This window comes from Mesorhizobium sp. BH1-1-4 (genome assembly GCF_020165665.1).
Lineage (GTDB): Bacteria > Pseudomonadota > Alphaproteobacteria > Rhizobiales > Rhizobiaceae > Mesorhizobium.
The window spans coordinates 1-21536 of sequence record NZ_JAIUIN010000036.1 but is presented as its reverse complement, the minus strand read 5'-3'; the positions used below and the strand labels follow the sequence as shown (position 1 = coordinate 21536).

Annotated in this window: 19 protein-coding genes; 12 read left to right on the top strand and 7 right to left on the bottom strand. The window is 65.0% G+C overall.

Translation table 11 applies throughout. The features are described from left to right. Positions 1-2 precede the first annotated feature (2 nt). The 4 genes from LB569_RS30595 to LB569_RS30580 all read left to right on the top strand — a co-directional run bounded on the left by LB569_RS30595 (position 3) and on the right by LB569_RS30580 (position 5083). Positions 3-1166 (top strand): acyl-CoA dehydrogenase family protein, encoded by a 1164-nt coding sequence (locus LB569_RS30595; protein WP_140703317.1) that lies wholly within the window; start codon positions 3-5, stop codon positions 1164-1166. A gap of 86 nt (positions 1167-1252) precedes the next feature. Beyond that, positions 1253-3331: an acetate--CoA ligase family protein gene (locus tag LB569_RS30590; RefSeq protein ID WP_224695258.1), complete on the top strand. Its 2079-nt coding sequence runs from the start codon at positions 1253-1255 to the stop codon at positions 3329-3331. After that, positions 3324-4106: a carnitinyl-CoA dehydratase gene (locus LB569_RS30585; protein ID WP_224695242.1), complete on the top strand. Its 783-nt coding sequence runs from the start codon at positions 3324-3326 to the stop codon at positions 4104-4106. The genes LB569_RS30590 and LB569_RS30585 overlap by 8 nt, the downstream gene beginning before the upstream one ends. Positions 4107-4141: 35 nt before the next feature. Then, positions 4142-5083, top strand: a complete 942-nt coding sequence (locus LB569_RS30580; RefSeq protein ID WP_224539814.1) for an alpha/beta hydrolase — start codon at positions 4142-4144, stop codon at positions 5081-5083. A 19-nt stretch (positions 5084-5102) separates the two neighbouring features. Here LB569_RS30580 and LB569_RS30575 read toward each other — a convergent pair whose 3' ends face one another. Next, on the bottom strand, positions 5103-5804 hold the full coding sequence (locus LB569_RS30575) for a GntR family transcriptional regulator (protein WP_224695241.1): 702 nt from the start codon (positions 5802-5804) through the stop codon (positions 5103-5105). A 215-nt stretch (positions 5805-6019) separates the two neighbouring features. Here LB569_RS30575 and LB569_RS30570 point away from each other — a divergent pair, with 215 nt between their 5' ends. The 8 genes from LB569_RS30570 (at position 6020) to LB569_RS30535 (ending at position 14679) form a co-directional block, all read left to right on the top strand. Beyond that, a complete protein-coding gene (locus LB569_RS30570; protein ID WP_224695240.1) occupies positions 6020-7060 on the top strand; it encodes an ABC transporter substrate-binding protein in 1041 nt (346 codons plus the stop codon). A 67-nt stretch (positions 7061-7127) separates the two neighbouring features. Further along, complete coding sequence (locus tag LB569_RS30565; RefSeq protein ID WP_224695239.1) at positions 7128-8213, top strand: ABC transporter ATP-binding protein; 1086 nt, start codon at positions 7128-7130, stop codon at positions 8211-8213. Further along, positions 8210-9136: an ABC transporter permease gene (locus LB569_RS30560; protein WP_224539584.1), complete on the top strand. Its 927-nt coding sequence runs from the start codon at positions 8210-8212 to the stop codon at positions 9134-9136. Before LB569_RS30565 ends, LB569_RS30560 begins: the two co-directional genes overlap by 4 nt. Further along, positions 9133-9933 (top strand): ABC transporter permease, encoded by an 801-nt coding sequence (locus tag LB569_RS30555; RefSeq protein ID WP_140703329.1) that lies wholly within the window; start codon positions 9133-9135, stop codon positions 9931-9933. Before LB569_RS30560 ends, LB569_RS30555 begins: the two co-directional genes overlap by 4 nt. A gap of 49 nt (positions 9934-9982) precedes the next feature. Continuing rightward, positions 9983-11569 (top strand): gamma-glutamyltransferase, encoded by a 1587-nt coding sequence (ggt, locus tag LB569_RS30550; protein ID WP_224695238.1) that lies wholly within the window; start codon positions 9983-9985, stop codon positions 11567-11569. Between the two features lie 228 nt (positions 11570-11797). After that, a complete protein-coding gene (locus LB569_RS30545; protein ID WP_224695257.1) occupies positions 11798-13318 on the top strand; it encodes an acyl--CoA ligase in 1521 nt (506 codons plus the stop codon). Positions 13319-13377: 59 nt separating this feature from the next. Further along, positions 13378-14361: a 2-dehydropantoate 2-reductase gene (locus LB569_RS30540; protein ID WP_224695237.1), complete on the top strand. Its 984-nt coding sequence runs from the start codon at positions 13378-13380 to the stop codon at positions 14359-14361. A 21-nt stretch (positions 14362-14382) separates the two neighbouring features. Then, positions 14383-14679, top strand: a complete 297-nt coding sequence (locus LB569_RS30535) for a lysozyme inhibitor LprI family protein (protein ID WP_411970265.1) — start codon at positions 14383-14385, stop codon at positions 14677-14679. A gap of 24 nt (positions 14680-14703) precedes the next feature. Here LB569_RS30535 and LB569_RS30530 read toward each other — a convergent pair whose 3' ends face one another. From LB569_RS30530 to LB569_RS30505, 6 genes are all read right to left on the bottom strand, one after another. After that, a complete protein-coding gene (locus tag LB569_RS30530) occupies positions 14704-15675 on the bottom strand; it encodes a branched-chain amino acid ABC transporter permease (protein ID WP_224695256.1) in 972 nt (323 codons plus the stop codon). A gap of 22 nt (positions 15676-15697) precedes the next feature. Beyond that, the gene (locus LB569_RS30525; protein WP_224695235.1) at positions 15698-16585 is read right to left on the bottom strand and encodes a branched-chain amino acid ABC transporter permease; all 888 of its coding nucleotides are present in this window, start codon (positions 16583-16585) and stop codon (positions 15698-15700) included. Positions 16586-16592: 7 nt separating this feature from the next. Continuing rightward, positions 16593-17303, bottom strand: a complete 711-nt coding sequence (locus tag LB569_RS30520; protein WP_224695234.1) for an ABC transporter ATP-binding protein — start codon at positions 17301-17303, stop codon at positions 16593-16595. Further along, positions 17296-18075: an ABC transporter ATP-binding protein gene (locus LB569_RS30515; RefSeq protein ID WP_224695255.1), complete on the bottom strand. Its 780-nt coding sequence runs from the start codon at positions 18073-18075 to the stop codon at positions 17296-17298. The genes LB569_RS30520 and LB569_RS30515 overlap by 8 nt, the downstream gene beginning before the upstream one ends. An 11-nt stretch (positions 18076-18086) precedes the next feature. Further along, on the bottom strand, positions 18087-19295 hold the full coding sequence (locus LB569_RS30510; protein ID WP_140703342.1) for an ABC transporter substrate-binding protein: 1209 nt from the start codon (positions 19293-19295) through the stop codon (positions 18087-18089). 243 nt (positions 19296-19538) lie between these two features. Next, positions 19539-21299: an ABC transporter ATP-binding protein gene (locus tag LB569_RS30505; RefSeq protein ID WP_224695233.1), complete on the bottom strand. Its 1761-nt coding sequence runs from the start codon at positions 21297-21299 to the stop codon at positions 19539-19541. Between the last annotated feature and the right edge of the window lie 237 nt (positions 21300-21536).

The following is a 21536-nucleotide window of genomic DNA, read 5'->3' as shown; positions in this document are numbered from 1 at the left end:
CCATGGATTTCGGTCTTTCGGAAGAGCAAAAGCTCATTGTCGAGACGACGCGCGCCTTCGTCGAGAACGAGCTTTATCCGCATGAGCGCGAGGTCGAGCGCACCGGCGTGTTGCGCCGCGAGCTGATCGAGGAGCTCAAGGCCAAGGCGATCGAGGCCGGGCTCTATGCAGCCAACATGCCGGCCGATGTCGGCGGTGCGGGTCTCGATACGGTGACCTGGCTGCTCTACGAAAAGGAGCTCGGCCGGGCCAATTACGCGCTGCACTGGACCTGCGTGGCGCGCCCCTCCAACATCCTGCTCGCCGGCACGCCGGAGCAGCGCGAAAAGTATCTTTTCCCCTGCATCCGTGGCGAGAAATGGGATTGTCTCGCCATGACCGAGCCCGGCGCCGGCTCCGACCTGCGCGGCATGAAGGCATCAGCCGTGCAGGACGGCGACGACTGGGTGCTGAACGGCACCAAGCATTTTATCTCCCATGCCGATCTCGCCGACTTCGCCATCGTCTTCATGGCCTCGGGCGAGGAAGAAACCGCGCGTGGCAAGCGCAAGAAGATCACCGCCTTTTTCGTCGACAAGGGCACCAAGGGTTTCACCGTGCGCGACGGCTATCGCAACGTCTCGCATCGCGGCTATACCAACGCCATCCTCGAATTCGACGATTGCCGGCTGCCGGCATCCCAGGTCCTGGGCGAGGTGCACAAGGGCTTCGACGTCGCCAATTCATGGCTCGGCGCCACGCGCCTGCAGGTCGGGGCCACCTGTCTCGGCCGTGCCGAGCGGGCGCTGGGCCATGCCATCGAGTACGCAGCGCAGCGCCAGCAGTTCGGCCAGCAGATCGGCAAGTTCCAGGGCGTGTCGTTCAAGCTCGCCGACATGGCGACGGAACTCAAGGCCGCCGACCTGATGGTCTTCGAAGCTGGCTGGAAGTACGATCAGGGCACCGTCACCGACCAGGACATGGCCATGGCCAAGCTGAAGGCCACCGAAATGCTCGCCTTTGTCGCCGACGAGGCGATCCAGATCCATGGCGGCATGGGGCTGATGGACGACCTGCCACTGGAGCGCATCTGGCGCGACGCCCGGGTCGAGCGTATCTGGGAAGGCACGTCGGAGATTCAGCGACATATTATTTCGCGGGCGCTGCTGCGTCCGTTCGGCGCTTAGAGCATGATCGCCAAAGCCGAAATTCGGTTTTGTCGGGCAAACGCGATTGTTTGTCCTGAGATCGCGCGCAAAACGAAAAGATGACCATGCATAAACTCGAACGTCTCCTGCGCCCGAAATCGATCGCCGTGTTCGGTGGCGTGCAAGCCGCCGCCGTCGTGGCCCAATCGATCAAGATGGGTTTTGCCGGCGAGATCTGGCCGGTGCATCCGACCAAGGACGAGGTCGCCGGCCGCAAGGCCTACCGGTCCGTCGCGGACCTGCCGGGTGCGCCTGACGCGGCCTTTGTCGGCGTCAACCGGCATTTGACCATCGAGGTGATCAAGGCGCTGGCCGAACGCGGCGCCGGCGGCGCCGTCTGTTTTGCCGCCGGATTTCTCGAAACCGAGGCCTATGACGACGACGGCGAAAGGCTGCAGGCCGAACTGGTCGCGGCCGCCGGCCAGATGCCGATCATCGGGCCGAACTGCTACGGCCTGATCAACTATGCCGACGGCGCGCTTTTGTGGCCCGACCAGCATGGCGGCATCAGGCTGGACGAGGGCGGCAAGGGCGTCGCCATCATCACCCAGTCCTCCAACATCGCCATCAACATGACGATGCAGAAGCGCGGCCTGCCGATCGCCTTCCTGATGACCGCCGGCAACCAGGCGCAGACCGGACTGTCGGAAATGGCGCTCGGCCTGATCGAGGACGAGCGCGTCACCTCGCTCGGCCTGCATATCGAGGCCTTCGACTCGGTAGCCGGCTTCGAGCGCCTGGCGGCGCGGGCGCGGGAACTCAGGAAACCGATCATCGCAATGAAGGTCGGCCGCTCCGAACAGGCACGGCAGGCCACCGTCTCGCACACCGCCTCGCTCGCCGGCTCGGACGCTGCCTCCGGCGCCTTCCTCAGGCGGCTCGGCATTGCACGGGTCGATTCCATCCCCAGCTTCATCGAGGCGCTGAAGCTGCTGCACATCACCGGGCCGTTGCCCGGCTATACCTTGTCGTCGATGAGCTGCTCGGGCGGCGAGGCGTCGGTCATGGCCGACAGCGCCGAGGGTCGCTGGGTCAACTTCCCGGTGCTGACGGAAACCCATCGCGCCCACGTCAAATCGACGCTCGGGCCGCTGGTCGCGGTGGCCAATCCCCTGGACTACCACACCTTCATCTGGAACAACGAGCCGGCGATGACGGCCACCTTCACCGCCATGGTGTCAGGCGGCTTCGATCTCAACATGCTGGTGCTCGACTTTCCGCGCCCCGACCGCTGCTCGGTGACCGACTGGTGGGCGACGTTGCGCGCCTTCGAATCGGCACTGAAGACCAACAAGGCGCATGGCGCCATCGTCTCGTCGCTGCCCGAGAACCTGCCCGAGGAATACACAGCCGAGCTGATGGCGCGCGGCATGGTGCCTTTGTTCGGCATTTCGGAAGCGATGGACGCCGCGCAGGCCGCCGCCTTCATCGGCTGGGCCTGGCGCGAGCCGCAGGCGCAGTCGGTCGATACGTCCGCTTCTGGAGCCGCCGGTGGCGACCACGTCACGCCCGACGAGGCGCAAGCCAAGGCGCGGTTGATCAAGGCCGGGCTGCCCGTGCCCAGGGGCGAGCGCGCCGGCAATGCGGTCGAGGCGGTGATCTCCTCGATGGCGCTCGGCTTCCCCGTCGCCCTGAAAGCGCTCGGCGTCACCCACAAATCCGAGGTCGGCGCCGTCAGGCTCAACCTCAAGGACGCCGAATCGGTGAGCACCGCGGCGCACGATCTTCTGCCGCTCGGCACCGGGCTCTATGTCGAGCGCATGGTGCGCGACGGCGTCGCCGAACTGATCGTCGGCTTCACACGCGACCCGATGTTCGGCGCTGTCATGACACTAGGCACCGGCGGCGTGCTGGTCGAACTGCTGCGCGACAGCGTCACGTTGATGCTGCCGGCGACCCGCGACGACATCGAGGCGGCGCTACGCGGGCTGAAACTGTTCCCGCTGCTCGAAGGCTATCGCGGCCGGCCGAAAGCCGACGTCGCCGCCGCCATCGACGCGATCGCTGGCATTGCCGGTTTCGTGCAGCAGAATGCCGGCGAGATCGAGGAACTCGACATCAATCCGCTGATCGTCTGCTCGGAAGGCAAGGGCGCCTGGATCGCCGACGCCTTGCTGGTGCTTGGAGAAAACAAGAATGTCTGACGTCATTTCGACCCGCCGCGAGGGCTCGATCCTCGAGGTCACGCTCGACCGGCCCAAGGCCAATGCGATCGACCTGAAAACCTCACGGCTGATGGGCGAGACCTTCAAGGCGTTCCGCGACGATCCGAACCTGCGCGTCGCCATCGTCAAGACAGCCGGCGACAAGTTCTTCAGCGCCGGCTGGGACCTCAAGGCCGCCGCCTCCGGCGACGCGGTCGATGGCGACTATGGCGTCGGCGGCTTTGCCGGCCTGCAGGAATTGCGCGACCTGAACAAGCCGGTGATCGCCTGCGTCAATGGCATGGCGGTGGGCGGCGGCTTCGAGCTGGCGCTGTCCTGCGATCTCATCTACGCCTCGGACCATTCCTCCTTCGCACTGCCCGAAATCCGCGCCGGCACGCTGGCCGACGCCGCGACGATCAAGCTGCCGAAGCGCATCCCCTACCATGTCGCCATGGACCTTTTGCTCACCGGCCGCTGGATGGATGTCGCCGAGGCGCATCGCTGGGGCCTTGTCAACGAGGTGCTGCCCAAGGAAAAGCTCGAGGACCGCGTCTGGGAGATCGCCCGCCTGCTCGCCAGCGGCCCGCCGCTGGTCTTCGCCGCGATCAAGGAGACGGCCCGGGTGGCAGAATCGCTGACCTTCCAGGATGCGATGAACAAGGTGACGCGCCGGCAATTGGCGACCGTCGATGCGCTCTATGGGTCGGAGGACGGTATGGAGGGGTTCCGTGCTTTCGCGGAAAAGCGCGAGCCGGTGTGGAAGGGGAAGTGACACTGGAGATGACGGCGCCAATCGACCCAGCACCGGTGACCGACTACAGAACCCTCATCGACGCCGAGACCTGGGCCTTCATCGAGCGGACCAATTCCTATTATCCGCCCGACACGATCGACCACACGATCACCCAGCAGCGCGAGATTTATGACCGGATGTGCCGCGAGTTCTTTGCCGGCTATCCGCAAGGCGTGACGGCCGAAACCACGGCCATTGCCGCGCCCGCGCACGATATCCCGATCCGCATCTACCGTAACGCAAGGCCGGACGATGCGGCGATGGTGGTCTACATTCATGGCGGTGGTTTCATCCTCGGCGGTCTGGATAGCCATGACGATGTCTGCGCCGAGCTTTGCGGCCGCACCGGCCACGAAGTGGTCTCGGTCGATTACCGGCTGGCGCCGGAGCATTTGCATCCGGCCGCTTTCGACGATGCGATGAGCGCCTTCGAATGGGCCGCAGGGACCTACAACCGCCCGGTCGTGCTGTGCGGCGACAGCGCCGGCGGCAATCTTTGCGCCGCCGTCGCGCACGCGACGCGCGGCCATGCGAAGAAACCCATCGGCCAGGTGCTGATCTATCCCGGCCTCGGCGGCGATCGCTCGCGCGGCTCCTATGTGACGCACGCCGAAGCGCCTATGCTGACGGTGCGCGACCTCGAATTCTACAAGCATATCCGCACCGGCGGCACCGACCAGACCGGCGACATCACGCTGTCGCCGCTGGCCGACGCCGATTTCGCCAATTTGCCGCCGACCGTGCTGATCACCGCCGAGTGCGACCCGCTGTCATCCGATGGCGAGGCTTATCGCGACCGCATCGTCGCGGCAGGCGGGCGCGCCACCTGGTTCGAGGAGCCCGGCCTGGTGCACGGCTATCTCAGGGCCCGACACACGGTCGGCCGCGCCCGCGCGAGCTTCACCCGCATCGTCGACGCGGTGGCGACGCTCGCAAAGGGCGGCTGGACCTGGTAGGGCCGGGGGCTGTCCCCGCTCAGGAGGCCTTGGCCAGGAAACTCTGATAGTCCGATTTCGCCTGCAGGAGGCGCAGCACGTTCTCGCGCGATCCCCGCACATGCGCGCGCGCCAGGGCGCCGGCCTTGACGGCGTCGCCTGCGCAAATCGCCTCGACGATCTCGGCATGCTCGTCGCGGGCGATCTTCCATTCATCGAGCCACAAGAGTTCGGTCCAGACATAATGCTGGCACTTGTCGAGGATGCCGCACAGCATGCCGTGCAGCATGACATTGCCGCTGATCTCGGCAATGACACGGTGCAGGTCGATGCCAACCTCCAGTTCCTGGAATTTTTCGCGCGTGGTGCGATCCGGGATGGCTGCCAGCCGCTCGCATTCGGCCAGCATGGCGCGCAGCCGCGCCTTGTCCTTTTCCGTCGCGGCGGCCGCCGCCAATTCCGTCGCGTGGCCGTCGAGCAGTTCGCGGATGTCGAAGGCCTCGCGGAACATGTTGATGTCGAACTCGGTGACGGCATAGCCCTGGCGCGGCCGGCCGGTGACCAGCCCGTCGCGCTCAAGCCGGTTGAAGGCTTCGCGCACCGGCGTGCGGCTGACATTGAGTTTCGCCGCGATGTCGCTTTCGGTGACGCGCGAGCCCGGCGGAATCTGGCCGGTCACGATCATCGCCTTGAGCGCGGAATAGACCGAGTCGCGCAGCGTGTTTTTGGTTTCCTTGGCCAAGTTCCGTTTCCAGTTCTGCGGCCGCTCTGGCCGGACATTGCCTCGTTTGTAGTCGCAGTCGGCGCAATTTGCCACGCCTTGCGGCCCCGTCCCATCGCGTCGAACTGATCGTGTGGTCGCAGTTGACAACACCGATCTCTCGGCTACATTCGAAATTGTATACAAAATCGCATGCCAAATCAAAAACAAATGGGAACACCGGTCGGAGAACCGAAATGAACAGGATCACCAGCTTTAGAGTTTTCGCGATGGCCGGCCTCATTGCCTCCACGGCAGTGCCCGCCATCGCCGCCGACACGATTACCGTCGCCTCATGGGGCGGCACCTATCAGGAGGCGCAGACCAAGGCGTTCTTCAAGCCGACCGCCGATGCGCTCGGCATCACCATCAAGGAAGACACCACCAACGGCCTCGACGATGTGCGGCTGCAGGTGACCGGCAATGCCGTCAAATGGGACATCACCGAACTTGGCGCCGACGAATGCGCGCGCGGCTCGAAGGAAGGGCTGTTCGAAAAGCTCGACTACGGCATCATCGACAAGAGTGGCATCAACCCGAAGCTGGTGCATGACGACTGGGTCGGTATTTCCTACACCTCCGTTGTGCTGATCTACCGGACCGACGTCTTCGGCGACAAGGGTCCGAAGACCTGGGCCGACTTCTGGAACGTGGAAAAATTCCCGGGACGGCGCGCGCTGTCGAGCAGCCAGGCGACGGAAACGCTCAGCGTCGCCGCGCTCGCTTCGGGCCTGCCGATCGACAAGGTCTACCCCGTCGACATCGACGGCGCGCTGAAGTCGGTCGACAAGATCCGTGGCCATGTCGACGCCTGGTGGACCTCCGGCGCCCAGGCCATGCAGCTGGTCAAGGACGGCGAGGTCGACATGGCGAGCATCTGGAATGGCCGCGCCGGCACGTTGAAGAAGGAAGGCGCGCCGGTCAGCTTCTCCTTCGACCAGGGCGTGCTCACCGCCGACTGCATGGTCATTCCAAAGGGCGCCAAGAACAAGGAAGCGGCGATGAAGGCACTGGCGATGTTCGTCAGCCCGCAGTTGCAGGCCAATCTGCCGCTCTATGTCGACAATGGGCCGGTAAACGAAAAGGCCTTCGAGACCGGCAAGATCCCGCCGGAGCGGATCAAGGACATCAACTCGGCGCCCGAAAACGTCAAGAAGCAGGTGCTGCAGGATGCCGAGTTCTGGCGCGACAACCTCGTCGAGGCGACGGAAAAGTTCAACAATCTGATCCAGCAATAGGCCGGAATCCCTGGGGCGGCGCTAGCGCCGCCCTATTCCTTCAGCCTTCTGCCCAGGAGAGAAAAACTTGTCCATTGCACCATCCGCGCTGCCGATCAGCATGCGCCGGATCGAAAAGAGATTTGGCAGCGTGCCGGTGCTGCGCAACCTGAACCTCGATGTCGAGGCCGGCGAGTTCCTGACCTTGCTCGGCCCCTCCGGCTCGGGAAAGACGACGCTGCTGATGATCCTGGCCGGTTTCGTCAGGGCCAATGGCGGGAGCATCAAGGTCGGCGGCGACGAGATCATCACCACGCCGCCGCACAGGCGCAATATCGGCATGGTGTTCCAGAACTATGCGCTGTTTCCGCATATGAACGTCTTCCACAACATCGCCTTCCCCCTGAAACAGCGCGGCGTCGCGGCCGCCGAGACGGCGCAGCGGGTGGAGAAGGCGCTGGAGCTGGTAAAATTGCAGGGGCTGGGCGAGCGCCGCGTCGACCAGCTTTCCGGCGGCCAGCGCCAGCGCGTGGCGCTGGCGCGCGCCATCGTCTTCGAGCCGCGCATCGTCTTGATGGATGAACCCTTGTCGGCGCTCGATAAGGGCCTGCGCGAGCACATGCAGATCGAGCTGCGCGCGCTTCATCGCCGTCTTGGCATGACCACGGTCTATGTCACGCACGACCAGCGCGAAGCCATCACCATGTCTGACCGCATCGCCGTCATGAATGGCGGCCGCATCGAACAGCTCGACCGGCCCGAAACCCTCTACGCGTCGCCGAAGACGCAATTCGTCGCCGGCTTCATCGGCGAATCGAATTTCGTGCCGGTGGAAAGCCGCAACGGTTCGGTCTGGTATGAAGACAGGAAGATCCGCACCACCGCACCTTCGCCCGCGCCCGGCCGATATCTGATGGTGGTGCGGCCGGAAAAGCTGCGGCTGGTGGCGAATGCCGAACTGGCCGACGGCATCAATGTGCTCGACGCGACGGTCAGCGACATCATCTACCAGGGCGACAGCTTCGTCTGCTATGCCAGCCTGCGCGACGGCCGCCAGCTGACGCTGCGCGACTATTGCCGCAGCGATGTGCTGGCAAGGCTGCCCGCGCCCGGCCAGCCGATCATGCTCGGCCTCGACGCGCAGGACACGATCCTGGTGGCGGCCGAGGGATGAGCGCGCAATCCGCCCTCCTGAAAGAGAGCCCCGGGCCGGCGGGCCAGGATTTCAACGCCAAGGCGCTGCGCGCCGATGCGCGACGCGAGCAGCTCAGGCTGCTGGCGCTGTTGGCGCCAAGCCTGTTCCTCGTCGGCGCCATCATCATCGTGCCCATCGGCTGGCTGTTCTGGCTGTCGCTGTTCGACGAGTCCGGGGCCTTGAGCGCCGCCAACTATGCGCGTTTCTTCGAGCAGGCCTCCTACATCAAGACCTTCATCACCACCTTCAAGGTCGCGTTCATTGTCACCGGCGCCTGCGTCCTGCTTGGCTATCCCCTGGCCTACATGCTGTCGCAACTGCCGCGCCGCGCGGCGTCGATCTGCCTGATCTTCGTCATCCTGCCGTTCTGGACCTCGGTCCTGGTGCGCACCTATGCCTGGCTGGTGATCCTGCAACGCAAGGGCCTGATAAACAGCTGGTTGATCGACCTCGGCGTGATCAGCCAGCCGCTGTCGCTCGCCAACAATCTTTCCGGCGTCGTCATCGGCATGACGCACATCCTTTTGCCGTTCCTGGTGTTGCCGCTCTATGCCTCGATGAAGACCATCGACACCGACTGCCTGCGCGCCGGCATGAACCTCGGCGCCAGTCCGGCCGCTACGTTCCGGCAGATCTTCTTTCCGCTGTCGCTGCCCGGCCTCGCCTCGGGCGTGGTCATCGTCTTCGTGCTCTGCCTCGGCTTCTTCGTCACGCCGGCGCTGATGGGCGGCGGCAAGGTGGTGATGTGGGCGATGCGCATGGAACAGACCACCAGCCTCTATTCCAACTGGGGCGCCGGCGCGGCACTCGGCGTGGTGCTGCTGGTCGTGACGCTGGCCTTGCTCGGCCTGTTCCAATGGCTGCTCGGCGCACGCACCACCGGCGTTTGGAGTTCGCGATGAGTGGAGATATCGGCCTGCCGATCTCGCACCGGCAACGCCTGTGGCTTTACGCACTCGGCGGCCTCGTGCTTTTGTTCCTGATCGCGCCTTCGGTCATCATCGTCATCATGTCATTCTCGGATTCGACGCTGCTGCAGTTCCCGCCACAGCAATGGTCGCTGCGCTGGTACCAGAGCTATTTCCAGTCGCTGGAATGGCGAGATGCAACCATCGTCTCGGTCAAGGTGGCTGTCATGACGGTGCTGGTGGCGACGCCGCTCGGCACCGCCGCCGCCTATGCGATCAACCGGGGTACGCTTCGCTTCAACGGCACCATCAATGCGCTGCTGACGGCATCGTTGATCATCCCGGTGATCCTGATCGGCATCGGCACCTTTTTCCTCTATGCGCGCATCGGGCTCAACAACACGCTGACCGGCCTGGTCATCGCGCATACGGTGCAGGCGCTGCCGCTGGTGGTGCTGACCGTGCTGTCGGGCCTGCGTTCCTACGACATGAACCAGGAGCGCGTCGCGCGAAGCCTCGGCGCCGGGCGCATCGCCGCCTTCTGGCAGGTAACGATGCCGCAGATCCGCTTCTCGATCGTCTCCGGCGCGCTGTTTGCCTTCATCACCTCCTTCGACGAGGTGGTGGTTTCGCTGTTCATATCGGGAGGCGAGACCACGACGCTGACACGCCGCATGTTCAATGCGCTGCGCGACCAGATCGACCCGACCATCGCCGCCATCTCGACCTGCCTGATCGTGCTGTCGGTCCTGCTTTTGTCCGTCGCGCAGATCTTCGGACGGCGGCGTTGATATCACCAAACCAATTCGCAGACCTGACCCTAGGGATATCCAGACCAAAATGCGTGATTTCCAGTTTCCCGGCCGCTCGCCGGTTCGTGCCACCGAAGCGATTGCCGCGACATCGCATCCGCTCTCGACACTTGCGGCCATCGAGATGCTGCGCGCCGGCGGCAATGCCATGGATGCCGCCATCTGCGCCGCCGCCGTGCAGGGCGTGGTCGAGCCGCAATCGACCGGCATAGGCGGCGATTGCTTTGTCCTCTACTGCCCCAAGGGACAAAACGAGGTGCTGGCTTTCAACGGTTCCGGCCGAGCGCCGGCAGCCGCGGCCGTCGACTGGTATCTGGAAAAGGGTTTCGATAGCATCCCGCTCCAAGGGCCGCATCCCGTCACCGTGCCGGGCGCCATCGACGCCTGGTGCCGGCTGCTCGAGGATCATGGCAGCAAGAACCTGGCCGAGGTGCTGGCGCCGGCGATCCACTATGCCGAGAACGGTTATGTCGTGCACGACCGCGTCGCCTTCGACTGGGCGGAACCCGAAACCGATCTTTCCGCCGACGAGCATGCCGCCCGCATCTTCCTGCCGGGCGGCAAGGCGCCGAAAGCAGGCGACGTGCACCGGCAGCCTGAACTCGCCGCCACCTTGCGCATCATCGCCAAACAGGGCCGCGCCGGGTTCTATGAAGGCACTGTCGCCGACGACATGGTGCGCCGGCTCAAGGAATTGGGCGGGCTGCATTCGCATGAGGATTTCGCCGCGACAAGGGGCGACTATGTGGCGCCGGTGAGCGTCAGCTATGGCGGCCACGAGATCCACCAGATGCCGCCGAACAACCAAGGGCTGACGGCGCTTTTGATGCTGAACGTGCTGTCGGGCTTCAAGCTTGGCGGGCTCGATCCCAACGGCGCCGAGCGCCTGCACCTGGAGATCGAGGCCGGACGCCTGGCCTATCGCGACCGCGACCGTTTCGTCGGCGACCAGGACCATGTCCCGGTACCGGTGCAACAGCTCCTGTCGGCCGCCTATGCCGACCAGCTGCGCGCCGAGATCGACCGCGAGCGCGCCATGACGCATTTGCCTGATATGCAGCTGCCCGGCAGCGACACGGTCTACATCTCGATCGTCGACCGCGACCGCAACGCGGTCTCCTTCATCAACTCGACCTATTATTCCTTCGGCAGCGGCGTTGTCGGCCCGAAGAGCGGCGTGGTGCTGCAGAACCGCGGCTCGAGCTTCCGGCTGGACGCGGCGCACCCCAACGCCATCGCGCCCGGCAAGCGGCCGATGCACACGATCATGCCCGGCATGGCGACGAGGAATGGCCGCGTGGTGATGCCGTTCGGCGTCATGGGCGGCGGCTACCAGCCGTTCGGCCATGTTCATCTGCTCACCAATATGATCGACTTCGGCATGGACCCGCAGCAGGCGCTGGACGCGCCACGGGTGTTCTTCAATGACGGCATGGTGGAGGCGGAGCGCAACGTGCCCACCGAGGCGATCGAAGGTCTGCGCCGGCGCGGCCACGCCATCACCGAGCCGCACCATCCGCTCGGCGGCGGCCAGGCGGTGCTGATCGACTGGGAAAAGGGAACGCTGACCGGCGCGTCGGACCCGCGCAAGGACGGGATGGCGCTGGGGTATTGAGGGATGGCGCGGTGGCGATTGGTTCTGGGACGTTGGCGCTGCCCCTCATCCGCCTGCCGGCACCTTCTCCCCGTAAACGGGGAGAAGAGAGTTAGTCACCGACGTCGCGGCCAGCTTCTTTCGCCCCCTTTACGGGGAGAAATGCCCGGCAGGGCAATGAGGGGCAGCGCGGACGTAGAAAATTTGCCCCGCTGGACTTTCACAAGCTTTGAAACATAGTCGGTGGCCATGACCCAAAACCGCACAGACCTCTCCCGCCGTCTCGTCGCCGGCGCCGATGATGCCCCCGCCATCCTGGCGCCGGACAGACCCACGCTGACCCATGGCGGCTTGCGCGCGCTGATCGCGACGACCGCCACTCAGCTCCACGCGCTCGGCATCGGCCGGGGCGACCGGGTGGCGATCGTGCTGCCGAACGGGCCGGAGATGGCGACGGCCTTCATCGCGGTGGCGGCCACAGCCTCGACGGCACCGCTCAACCCCGCCTACCGGGCCGACGAACTCGATTTCTATCTGACCGATATCGGCGCCAAGGCGATCCTCGTCGCGGAGGCCGAGGCCGGTCCGGCCGTGACGGTGGCCGAGCGCCTCGGCATCGGCGTGCTGCGGCTCATCGTGCCGCCTGATGCGACGGCCGGCAGCTTCACCATCGAGGGGGCGGTGGTCGGCTCGCTGGCGGCGCCCGCCATGGCTGGGGACGACGATATCGCGCTGTTGCTGCACACGTCGGGCACGACGTCGCGGCCCAAGCTGGTGCCGCTCAGCCATGCCAATGTCGCGGCCTCCGCCCGCCATATCGGCGCGACGCTCGGCCTGACGGCCAGTGATCGCTGTCTCAACATCATGCCGCTGTTCCACATCCATGGGTTGATCGCGGCGGTGCTGTCGTCGCTTGCATCGGGCGGCAGCATTTATTGCACGCCGGGCTTCAACGCGCTGCGCTTCTTCCAGTGGCTGGGCGACGCGAAACCAAGCTGGTACACGGCGGTGCCGACCATGCATCAGGCGATCCTGCCGCGCGCGGCGCGCAATGAAGACGTGCTGGCGGCGGCTAGGCTGCGCTTCATCCGCTCGTCTTCGGCGTCGCTGCCGGCGCAGGTGATGGCCGAACTCGAAACGACCTTCGGCTGCCCGGTCATCGAATCCTATGGGATGACCGAGGCCGCGCACCAGATGGCCTCGAACCGGCTGCCGCCGGGCCTGCGCAAGCCGGGCAGTGTCGGCGCATCGGCCGGGCCGGAGGTGGCTGTGATGGCACCGGACGGCCGGCTGCTCGAACCGGGCGAGACGGGCGAGATCGTCATTCGCGGACCCAATGTGACGTCAGGCTACGAGAAGAACCCGGACGCCAACGCCACGGCCTTCGCGCATGGCTGGTTCCACACCGGCGACCAGGGCGTGCTCGACGAGGACGGATATCTCAGGGTCACCGGGCGGTTGAAGGAGATCATCAACCGCGGCGGCGAAAAAATCTCGCCGCTCGAGGTCGACGATGTGCTGATGGACCATCCGGCTGTGGCGCAAGTGGTCACCTTCGCCATGCCGCATGACAAGCTTGGCGAGGAGGTGGCGGCGGCGGTGGTGCTGCGCGAAGGCATGAGTGCCACCGAGAGCGATATCCGCGCCCACGCCGCGACGCGGCTCGCCGATTTCAAGGTGCCGCGCAAGGTGCTGATCCTGGACGAGATCCCGAAGGGCGCGACCGGCAAGCTGCAGCGCATCGGGCTCGCCGCCAAGCTCGGGCTCTAATGCATGTCGCTTGGAAGTGTCCCAGATAACGACACGCATGGAATCAAAGGCTCACTAGGATGAAGATCACCATTTTCGGCGCTGGCGCCATCGGCGGTTATCTCGCCGCCAAGCTGGCGATCGCCGGTCGCACCGATCTGTCGATCGTCGCCCGCGGCGCCCATCTCGAAGCGATCAAGGAACATGGCCTGCGCCTGATCGAGGACGGGCAGGAAACGACCGCCCCGGTCAGCGCCGCCGCCAAGGCGGAAGAGCTTGGCGCGCAGGACTATGTCGTGCTGGCGCTGAAGGCGCATTCCGTGGCGCCGGCGCTCGACCAGATCGCACCGCTGCTTGGGGACCACACATCCGTCGTCACCATGCAGAACGGCGTTCCCTGGTGGTATTTCTACAAGGCCGGCGACGCGCTCGAAGGCACCAGGCTGCATCAGGTCGACCCCGGCGGCACGGTCTGGGACCGGCTCGGCCCGCGGCGCGTCATCGGCTCAGTCGTCTATCCCGCCGTCGAAGTCGATGCGCCAGGCCTGATCCGCCATGTCGAAGGCAGGCGCTTCTCGCTCGGCGAGCCCTCCGGCGAGAAGAGCGAGCGGGTGACGCTGCTCGCCGGCGAGATGGTCAAGGCCGGCCTGCAGGCGCCGGTGCGCGACGACATCAGAAGCGAAATCTGGGTAAAACTGTGGGGCAACCTCTCCTTCAACCCGATCTCGGCGCTGACCGGCTCGACGCTGGCCGCCATCGTCGCCGACCAAGGCACCCGCGCGCTCGCCCGCGCCATGATGCTGGAAGCGCAGGCGATCGGCGAAAGCCTCGGCGTCCGCTTCCCCATCGACGTCGACCGCCGCATCAAGGGCGCCGGCGATGTCGGCGAACACAAGACCTCGATGCTGCAAGACCTGGAACGAGGCCGCCCAATGGAAATCGACGCGCTGGTGGGCGCGGTGCAAGAGCTTGGGCGGCTGACGGGCAAGCCGACGCCGGCTATCGATGGGGTGCTGGCGCTGGTGAGGCGGCTGGCGGTGGAGCGGGGGTGTTATGGGGGATAGAGGCGCGAACACGCCGAACAGCTGTCGCAACGCCACGCAACCGAGGCGATGCTGGATTGCCGGGAGATCGAGATCGACAAGTTCGATGTAAGGCTGAACGCGGCCTACAACACGCTGATGCAGCGCGAACATGGCGCCGAACGCACGCTGCAGCGCGAACAGCGCGCCTGGCTGAAGCACCATCTGCGGGAGGCGCACCGTCTTGCCGCCGATCCAAACAACGGATCGGCCGCCTTCCTCGACTCTCAGGGGTCTGAACTCGATGATTTGAGCGCACGCACGGCCGAACTCGAAAAGCGCGTCCAGAAAAACGGATAGTCGTCCAACCGAGTGCCGAAACGATCAGCCCTTGCCTACGCGATTGAAAAGCCGCGCGTAAACCTCCCCCACAATCCCGCGCCGGAACACCAGCACGCAGACCATGAAGATCAGCCCGGTGGCGATCGTCACCGGGAAACCTGACGTGGCCAGCGTGTTTTCCAGGCCGACGACGAGGCTGGCGCCTATGATCGGGCCGACCATGGTGCCGATGCCGCCGAGAAGCGTCATCAGGATCACCTCGCCCGACATCTGCCAGGTGACGTCGGTGAGGGTGGCGAACTGGAAGACGATCGCCTTGAGCGAGCCTGCGAGCCCGGCCAACGCCGCCGACATGACGAAGGCGCCGAGTTTGTAGCTGGCTACGGAATAGCCCAGCGAAATGGCGCGGTTCTCGTTTTCGCGGATCGAGCGCAGGATCATGCCGAAGGGCGAATTGACGATGCGCCAGATGGCGAAGACGCCGAGGAGGACCACGGCAAGCACGAAATAATACATGTTCATCGAGACGTTCAGGTCGAGGACGCCGAAGAGCATGCCGCGCGGCACGCCCTGGATGCCGTCCTCGCCTTGCGTGAACGGCGCCTGGACGCAAAAGAAGAAGAACATCTGCGACAGCGCCAGCGTGATCATGGCGAAATAGATGCCTTGCCGGCGAATGGCGAAGAAGCCCATGACGAGGCCGAGCAGTGCCGCGCCCGCCATGCCGAGCAGGATGGCGGCTTCGGGCGGCCAGCCCCAGACCTTGACGGCGTGCGCGGTGAAATAGGCGGCGCCGCCGAAGAAGGTGGCGTGGCCGAAGGACAGCAGCCCGGTGTAGCCGAGCAGGAGATTGAAGGCGCAGGCAAACAGCGCGAAGCACAGCATCTTCATCAGGAAGATCGGGTAGACGAAGAAGGGGGCTGCCAGCAGCGCCAGTATGCCGAGCGCAACAATCGTCCATTCGAGCCATGCCGAGGGTTTGGCCGATGTCTCGCGAAGTGTGAGGTCAGCCATGTCGGATGTGCCTTCCGCCATGTCAGGCATCCCTTCCGAACAGGCCGGCCGGCCGGACCAGGAGCACGATCGCCATGATGACGAAGACGACGAGGTTGGAGGCCTCGGGGTAGAAGACCTTGGTCAGGCCTTCGGCGAGGCCGAGCATGTAGCCGGTGACGATGGCGCCGAGGATCGAACCCATGCCGCCGACCACGACCACCGCGAAGACGACGATGATGAGGTCCGACCCCATCAACGGGCTGACCTGGTAGACGGGTGCCGCCAGTATGCCGGCCAGCCCGGCAAGGGCGGAGCCGAGGCCATAGGTGAGGGTCAAAAGCAACGGCACGTTGACGCCGAAGGCCTGGACGAGGCGGGGATTCTCGGTTGCGGCGCGCAGGTAGGAGCCGAGCCTGGTCTTCTCGATCAGCGCCCAGGTTCCGAAGCAGACGATCGCCGAGGCGACGACGACCCAGCCGCGATAATTGGGCAGGAACATGAAGCCAAGATTGGTGCCGCCGGCAAGCAGCGGCGGCACGGCGTAGGGGTTTCCCGACACGCCGTAATAGTAGCGGAAGATGCCTTCGAGCACGAGCGCGAGGCCGAAGGTGAAGAGCAGGCCGTAGAGCGGATCAGTGTCGTAGAGCCTGGACAGCGCCAGGCGTTCGACGACGACGCCGAACAGGCCGACGATCAGCGGCGCCAGGATCAGCGCCGGCCAATAGCCGATGCCGAGATAAGTGAGCAGCAGATAGCCTGTGAAAGCGCCCAGCATGTATTGGGCGCCATGGGCGAAATTGATGACGCGCAGCAGGCCGAAGATCACGGCCAGGCCGAGGCTCAGCATGGCGTAGAAGGAGCCGTTGATCAGCCCGACCAGCAACTGGCCGAGCAATGCCTGGACGGGGATGCCGAAGATCATCGTCATGGCGCCATCATACACCCAGTATTTCGTGGAGCAGCGTCATGCGGTCCGCCAGTTCACCGGTGGGAAACCCGGCCACGACCTTGCCATGTTCCATCAAGTAGAAACGGTCGGCGACACGGCTGGCGAAGCGGAAATTCTGCTCGACCAGCAGGATGGTCATGCCGCGCTTCTTCAACGTCACCAAGAGCTCGCCGATGCGCTGCACGATGACAGGTGCGAGGCCCTCGGTCGGCTCGTCCAGGAGCAGCATCTTGACGCCGGTGCGCAGCATGCGCGCGATCGCCAGCATCTGCTGTTCGCCGCCCGACAGCCGCGTGCCGGGACTGTTGCGCCGTTCCTTCAGATTGGGAAAGAGATCGAAGATTTCCTCGACGCTCATACCGCCCTTGGCGACGACCGGTGGCAGCACCAGGTTCTCGTCGACGGTCAGGGTCGAGAAGATGCCGCGTTCCTCCGGCACGAAGCCGATGCCTTGATGGGCGGTGCGGTGCAGCGGCAGCCGCATCAAGTCGGCGCCATCGAAGATGACTTTCCCGGTTCGCCGGCGGATCAGGCCCATGATGGCGCGCAGCGTCGTCGTCTTGCCTACGCCGTTGCGGCCGAGCAGCGTCACCGTCTCGCCGGCAAACACATCCAGGTCGACGCCGTGCAGCGCATGGCCTTCGCCATACCAGGCGTTGAGGCCGCTGACCGCAAGCAGGGGCGAAGCGCTAGTCATCGGCGGTGCCCATATAGGCAACCTTGACGCGCTCGTCGCGGCTGACGGTAGCGTAGTCGCCGGCGGCAAGCACCTCGCCGCGCTGCATGACCGTTATCCAGTCGCAGAGATCGGCCACCACGGTCAGATTGTGCTCGACCATGAGGATGGCGCGGTCCTTGGCCACCGAACGGATGAGGGCGGAAACCGTGGCGACGTCCTCGTGCCCCATGCCGGCCATCGGCTCGTCGAGCAACAGCACTTTCGGATCCAGCGCCAGCGTCGTGGCGATCTCGAGCACGCGCTTGCGGCCGTAGGAGAGATCGCTGGCCAGCCTGTTCCTGGCATCGTCGAGACCGACGGAACGCAGCAGCTCCATGGCGCGCGGCGTCAACCGGTCGAGTGCGGCCAGCGAACGCCAGAACTGGACGCCGAGCCCGGCCGGGCGCTGCAACGCGACGCGCACATTGTCGAGCACGCTGAGATGCGGAAAGATCGCCGATATCTGGAACGAGCGCACCAGCCCCATCCGCGCCACCCTGGCCGGCGGCGTGCGGGTGATGTCCTGGCCGAGCAGCTCGATCCTGCCGCTGGTCGGCGCCAGGAATTTTGTCAGCAGGTTGAAGACGGTGGTCTTGCCGGCGCCGTTGGGTCCGATCAAGGCGTGGATGTTGCGATGGCGGACATCGAGGTCGACATTTTTGACGGCGACGAAGCCGGCAAAGTCACGCCGCAAGCCGCGGGCGGAAAGCACCACCCGCGGTTCTTTGTCGGTCAGGTCGGGCGGCGCCATGGCCGCGCCGGTCACTGGGCCGCCGTCGCGCAGCCGCTGTCCTTTTCGCTCAGGAAAGCCTCCTTGCCGGGAATGGTGGCGAGATACTTGTAGTAGTCCCAATCCTTGGTGCTCTCGCTCGGCGCCTTGACCTGGTAGAGATACATGTCGTGCACCATGTTGCCGTCGGCCTGCACCTTGCCGCCGGTGATGACGGCGTCGTCGACGGGCAGCGAATGGAGCTGCTTGGCGACCGCTTCGGTCTCGTCGGTGCCGGCCTTGTCGATCGCCTTCAAATATTGCGTCACAGCCGAATAGGTCGCGGCCTGGATCATGTTGGGCATGCGGTTGGTGCGCTTGAAGAAGCGCTGCCCGAATTCGCGGCTCTTGTCGTCGCGGTCCCAGTAGTAGCCCTCGGTCAGCACGACGCCTTGCGCGGCCTGCAGGCCGAGCCCATGCACCTCGGCCAGCGTGAACAGAAGCGCTGCCAGGCGCTGGCCGCCCTGGACGATGCCGAATTCGGCCGCCTGCTTGATGGAATTGGAGGTGTCGAGGCCGGCATTGGCCAGCCCAATGACCTTGGCGCCCGACGACTGTGCCTGCAGCAGGAAGGACGAATAGTCGGTCGATCCCAGGGGGTACCGCACTTCGCCCAGCACCTTGCCGCCATGGCTCTCGACGAACTTGGATGTCTGCTCCTTCAGCGAATAGCCGAAGGCATAATCGACGGTGACGAAGAACCAGCTGTCGCCGCCCTGCTGGACGAGGGAGCCGCCGGTTCCCACCGCCTGCGAGTGGGTGTCATAGGCCCAGTGGAAACCGTAGGGCGAGCATTGCTTGCCGGTGAGGTCGGTGGTCGCCGCCCCGGTGACGATGTCGATCTTCTTCTTTTCCTTGGAAATCCCTTGCACGGCGAGCGCGACAGAAGAGGTCGTCAGCTCCATGATGGCGTCGACCTGCTCGGTGTCATACCACTGGCGGGCGATGTTGGAGGCGATATCGGGCTTGTTCTGATGGTCGGCGCTGATGATCTCGACCGGCGCGCCCTGCACCTTGCCGCCGAAATCCTCGACCGCCATCTTGGCTGCTTCGACCGACCATTTGCCGCCGAAATCGGCATAGACGCCGGATTGGTCGTTGAGGATGCCGATCTTGACTTTCCCGTCGGAAATCTCGGCGGCCGAAGCCGGAACAGTGGTGGCCGCGAGGAGCGCGGCGGAAACGACATGGCATAGCTTCATGAGTTTACTTCCTCCCAGTGTGGATGAATCCGTCCGCCCCCTACGATCGTCATCCGCACGCACAATGGAACATTAGGAAAATGAGGCGGAAGGGCAAGAGGCGGCCGCGGATTTCATGCCGGCGAGCCCGTGCCGATCCGGCCGATAGCATTCCCCCAGCCGGAAGCCGGGGAAGAGACACGAACATGTGAACCGCCCATGCGGGCACGGCTATGAAGCGTTTTCAGGAGGCAGTAAGCGCCTTCAGCCCTCGGCGGCGACGAGATGGCCGTCGCCGGCATCGCTCAGCGCCAGTTTCAGCGGCGCCTCGCCGATCCTGCGCGTGGCGCTGGGGATTTCCTGGTCGAGCCGGGCGAAACGGCTCCTGCGCCGCGTGGGATCGGGCACCGGCACGGCTTCGATCAGGCGCCTGGTGTAGGGGTGGCGCGGGTTTGAAAAAACCTGGTCGCGCGTGCCCATCTCGACGATCTGGCCGAGATACATGACGGCGACGCGGTCGGAGATGTTCTCGACGACGGCCATGTCGTGCGAAATGAAGAGATAGGCGACGCCGGATTCGCGCTGCAACTCCTTCAACAAGTCGAGCACGCGCGCCTGCACGGAAACGTCGAGCGCCGAGACGCTTTCGTCGGCGATGATCAGTTTTGGCCGCAGCGCCAGGGCGCGGGCGATGCAGACGCGCTGGCGCTGGCCACCGGAAAACTCGTGCGGATAATGCTCCATCTGATCCGATGACAGGCCGACACGGTCGAACAAGGCCGCCACACGCTCGCGGCGCTCCTGCTTCGAGGCGATGCCGTGGATCAGCAGCGGCTCGGCGACGAGGTCGCCGACGCGCATGCGCGGGTCGAGCGAGGCGAAGGGGTCCTGGAAGATCATCTGCACGTCGCGGCGCACCGCCTTGCGCTCGTCGCGGCCGAGACCGGACAGATTGCGGCCGCCGACGACGATGGCGCCGCTATACGGCACCAGCCCGGCCAGCGCCTTGGCGGTGGTCGACTTGCCGCAGCCGGATTCGCCGACCAGCGCCAGCGTTTCGTTGGGCGCGATCGAAAAGCTGACGCCCTCGACGGCGTGAACTCTGGCGGTGACCCGGCCGAAAACGCCGCCATGCAGGTCGAAGCGGACGTGGAGGTCTTTTACATCGGCGACATTGGCCGGCATTGCGGCTTCGGCAATCTCTTTCGATGCCTGCCGGCCGACGCCACTGCCGATGCGCGGCACGGCGGCGAGCAGCTCGCGCGTATAATCGGCTTGCGGCCTGGCGAAAATATCCGATGTCTTGCCTTCCTCGACCATGCGGCCGTGGCGCATGATGATGACGCGGTCGGCCATCTCGGCGACCACGCCCATGTCGTGGGTGATGAGAATGACGCTGGTGCCGTGCTTCTTCTGCAGGTCGCGCAGCAATTCCAGCACCTCGCCCTGCACGGTGACGTCGAGCGCCGTCGTCGGCTCGTCGGCGATCAGCACGTCGGGTTCCAGCGCCAGCGCCATGGCGATCATCACGCGCTGGCGCATGCCGCCGGACAGCTCGTGCGGAAATTGCCTTAGCCGGCTTTCGGCTTCCGAAATGCGCACCGCCTTCAGCGCCTCGATGGCGCGCCGGCGGGCTTGCGCAGGCGACAGGCTGGTATGCGCCTCGATGGATTCGGTGAGCTGGCGGCCGATCGACAGAACCGGATTGAGCGAGGTCATCGGTTCCTGGAAGATCATGGCGATGCGATCGCCGCGAATATGGCGCATCCGGCGTTCGTCGAGTGTGGTGAGGTCGGTGTCGGCCAGATGAATCGAGCCGGCGGAGATGCGCGCCGCGGGCTGCGGCAGCAATTGCATGATCGCCAGCGCCGTCATCGATTTGCCGGAGCCGGACTCGCCGGCGATGCAGAGCGTTTCGCCGCGCGACAGCGCCAGGGAGAGGTTTGAGACGACCTCGCGGGAGCCCTCCTCGCCGCGCACGGAGACGGAGAGGTTGGTTATGGTGAGGATGGGGTTGGTGGTCATTGCAGGCGCAGGCTTCCGAGAGGTTTGGCGGGGCACGCCCCCCTCTGTCCTGCCGGACATCTCCCCCTCAAGGGGGGAGATTGGCTGTCATGACGGTTTTCGCCAATATTGAACGATGAGAAATGGGCGCGGCGGTAGAACTGCCTATCTCCCCCCTTGAGGCAGGGCTGTCCGGGGAAAATTATACATATTGGAAGCCCATCTGATTTGGGGAGGTCCACTGGGTTCGGCGGCTTG

Coding starts and splice junctions, on each gene's coding strand:
- LB569_RS30595 (WP_140703317.1), top strand. CDS start 3: ATGGATTTCGGTCTTTCGGAAGAGCAAAAGCTCATTGTCGAGACGACG.
- LB569_RS30590 (WP_224695258.1), top strand. CDS start 1,253: ATGCATAAACTCGAACGTCTCCTGCGCCCGAAATCGATCGCCGTGTTC.
- LB569_RS30585 (WP_224695242.1), top strand. CDS start 3,324: ATGTCTGACGTCATTTCGACCCGCCGCGAGGGCTCGATCCTCGAGGTC.
- LB569_RS30570 (WP_224695240.1), top strand. CDS start 6,020: ATGAACAGGATCACCAGCTTTAGAGTTTTCGCGATGGCCGGCCTCATT.
- LB569_RS30560 (WP_224539584.1), top strand. CDS start 8,210: ATGAGCGCGCAATCCGCCCTCCTGAAAGAGAGCCCCGGGCCGGCGGGC.
- LB569_RS30555 (WP_140703329.1), top strand. CDS start 9,133: ATGAGTGGAGATATCGGCCTGCCGATCTCGCACCGGCAACGCCTGTGG.
- ggt (WP_224695238.1), top strand. CDS start 9,983: ATGCGTGATTTCCAGTTTCCCGGCCGCTCGCCGGTTCGTGCCACCGAA.
- LB569_RS30545 (WP_224695257.1), top strand. CDS start 11,798: ATGACCCAAAACCGCACAGACCTCTCCCGCCGTCTCGTCGCCGGCGCC.
- LB569_RS30540 (WP_224695237.1), top strand. CDS start 13,378: ATGAAGATCACCATTTTCGGCGCTGGCGCCATCGGCGGTTATCTCGCC.
- LB569_RS30530 (WP_224695256.1), bottom strand. CDS start 15,675: ATGGCTGACCTCACACTTCGCGAGACATCGGCCAAACCCTCGGCATGG.
- LB569_RS30525 (WP_224695235.1), bottom strand. CDS start 16,585: ATGACGATGATCTTCGGCATCCCCGTCCAGGCATTGCTCGGCCAGTTG.
- LB569_RS30520 (WP_224695234.1), bottom strand. CDS start 17,303: ATGACTAGCGCTTCGCCCCTGCTTGCGGTCAGCGGCCTCAACGCCTGG.
- LB569_RS30515 (WP_224695255.1), bottom strand. CDS start 18,075: ATGGCGCCGCCCGACCTGACCGACAAAGAACCGCGGGTGGTGCTTTCC.
- LB569_RS30510 (WP_140703342.1), bottom strand. CDS start 19,295: ATGAAGCTATGCCATGTCGTTTCCGCCGCGCTCCTCGCGGCCACCACT.
- LB569_RS30505 (WP_224695233.1), bottom strand. CDS start 21,299: ATGACCACCAACCCCATCCTCACCATAACCAACCTCTCCGTCTCCGTG.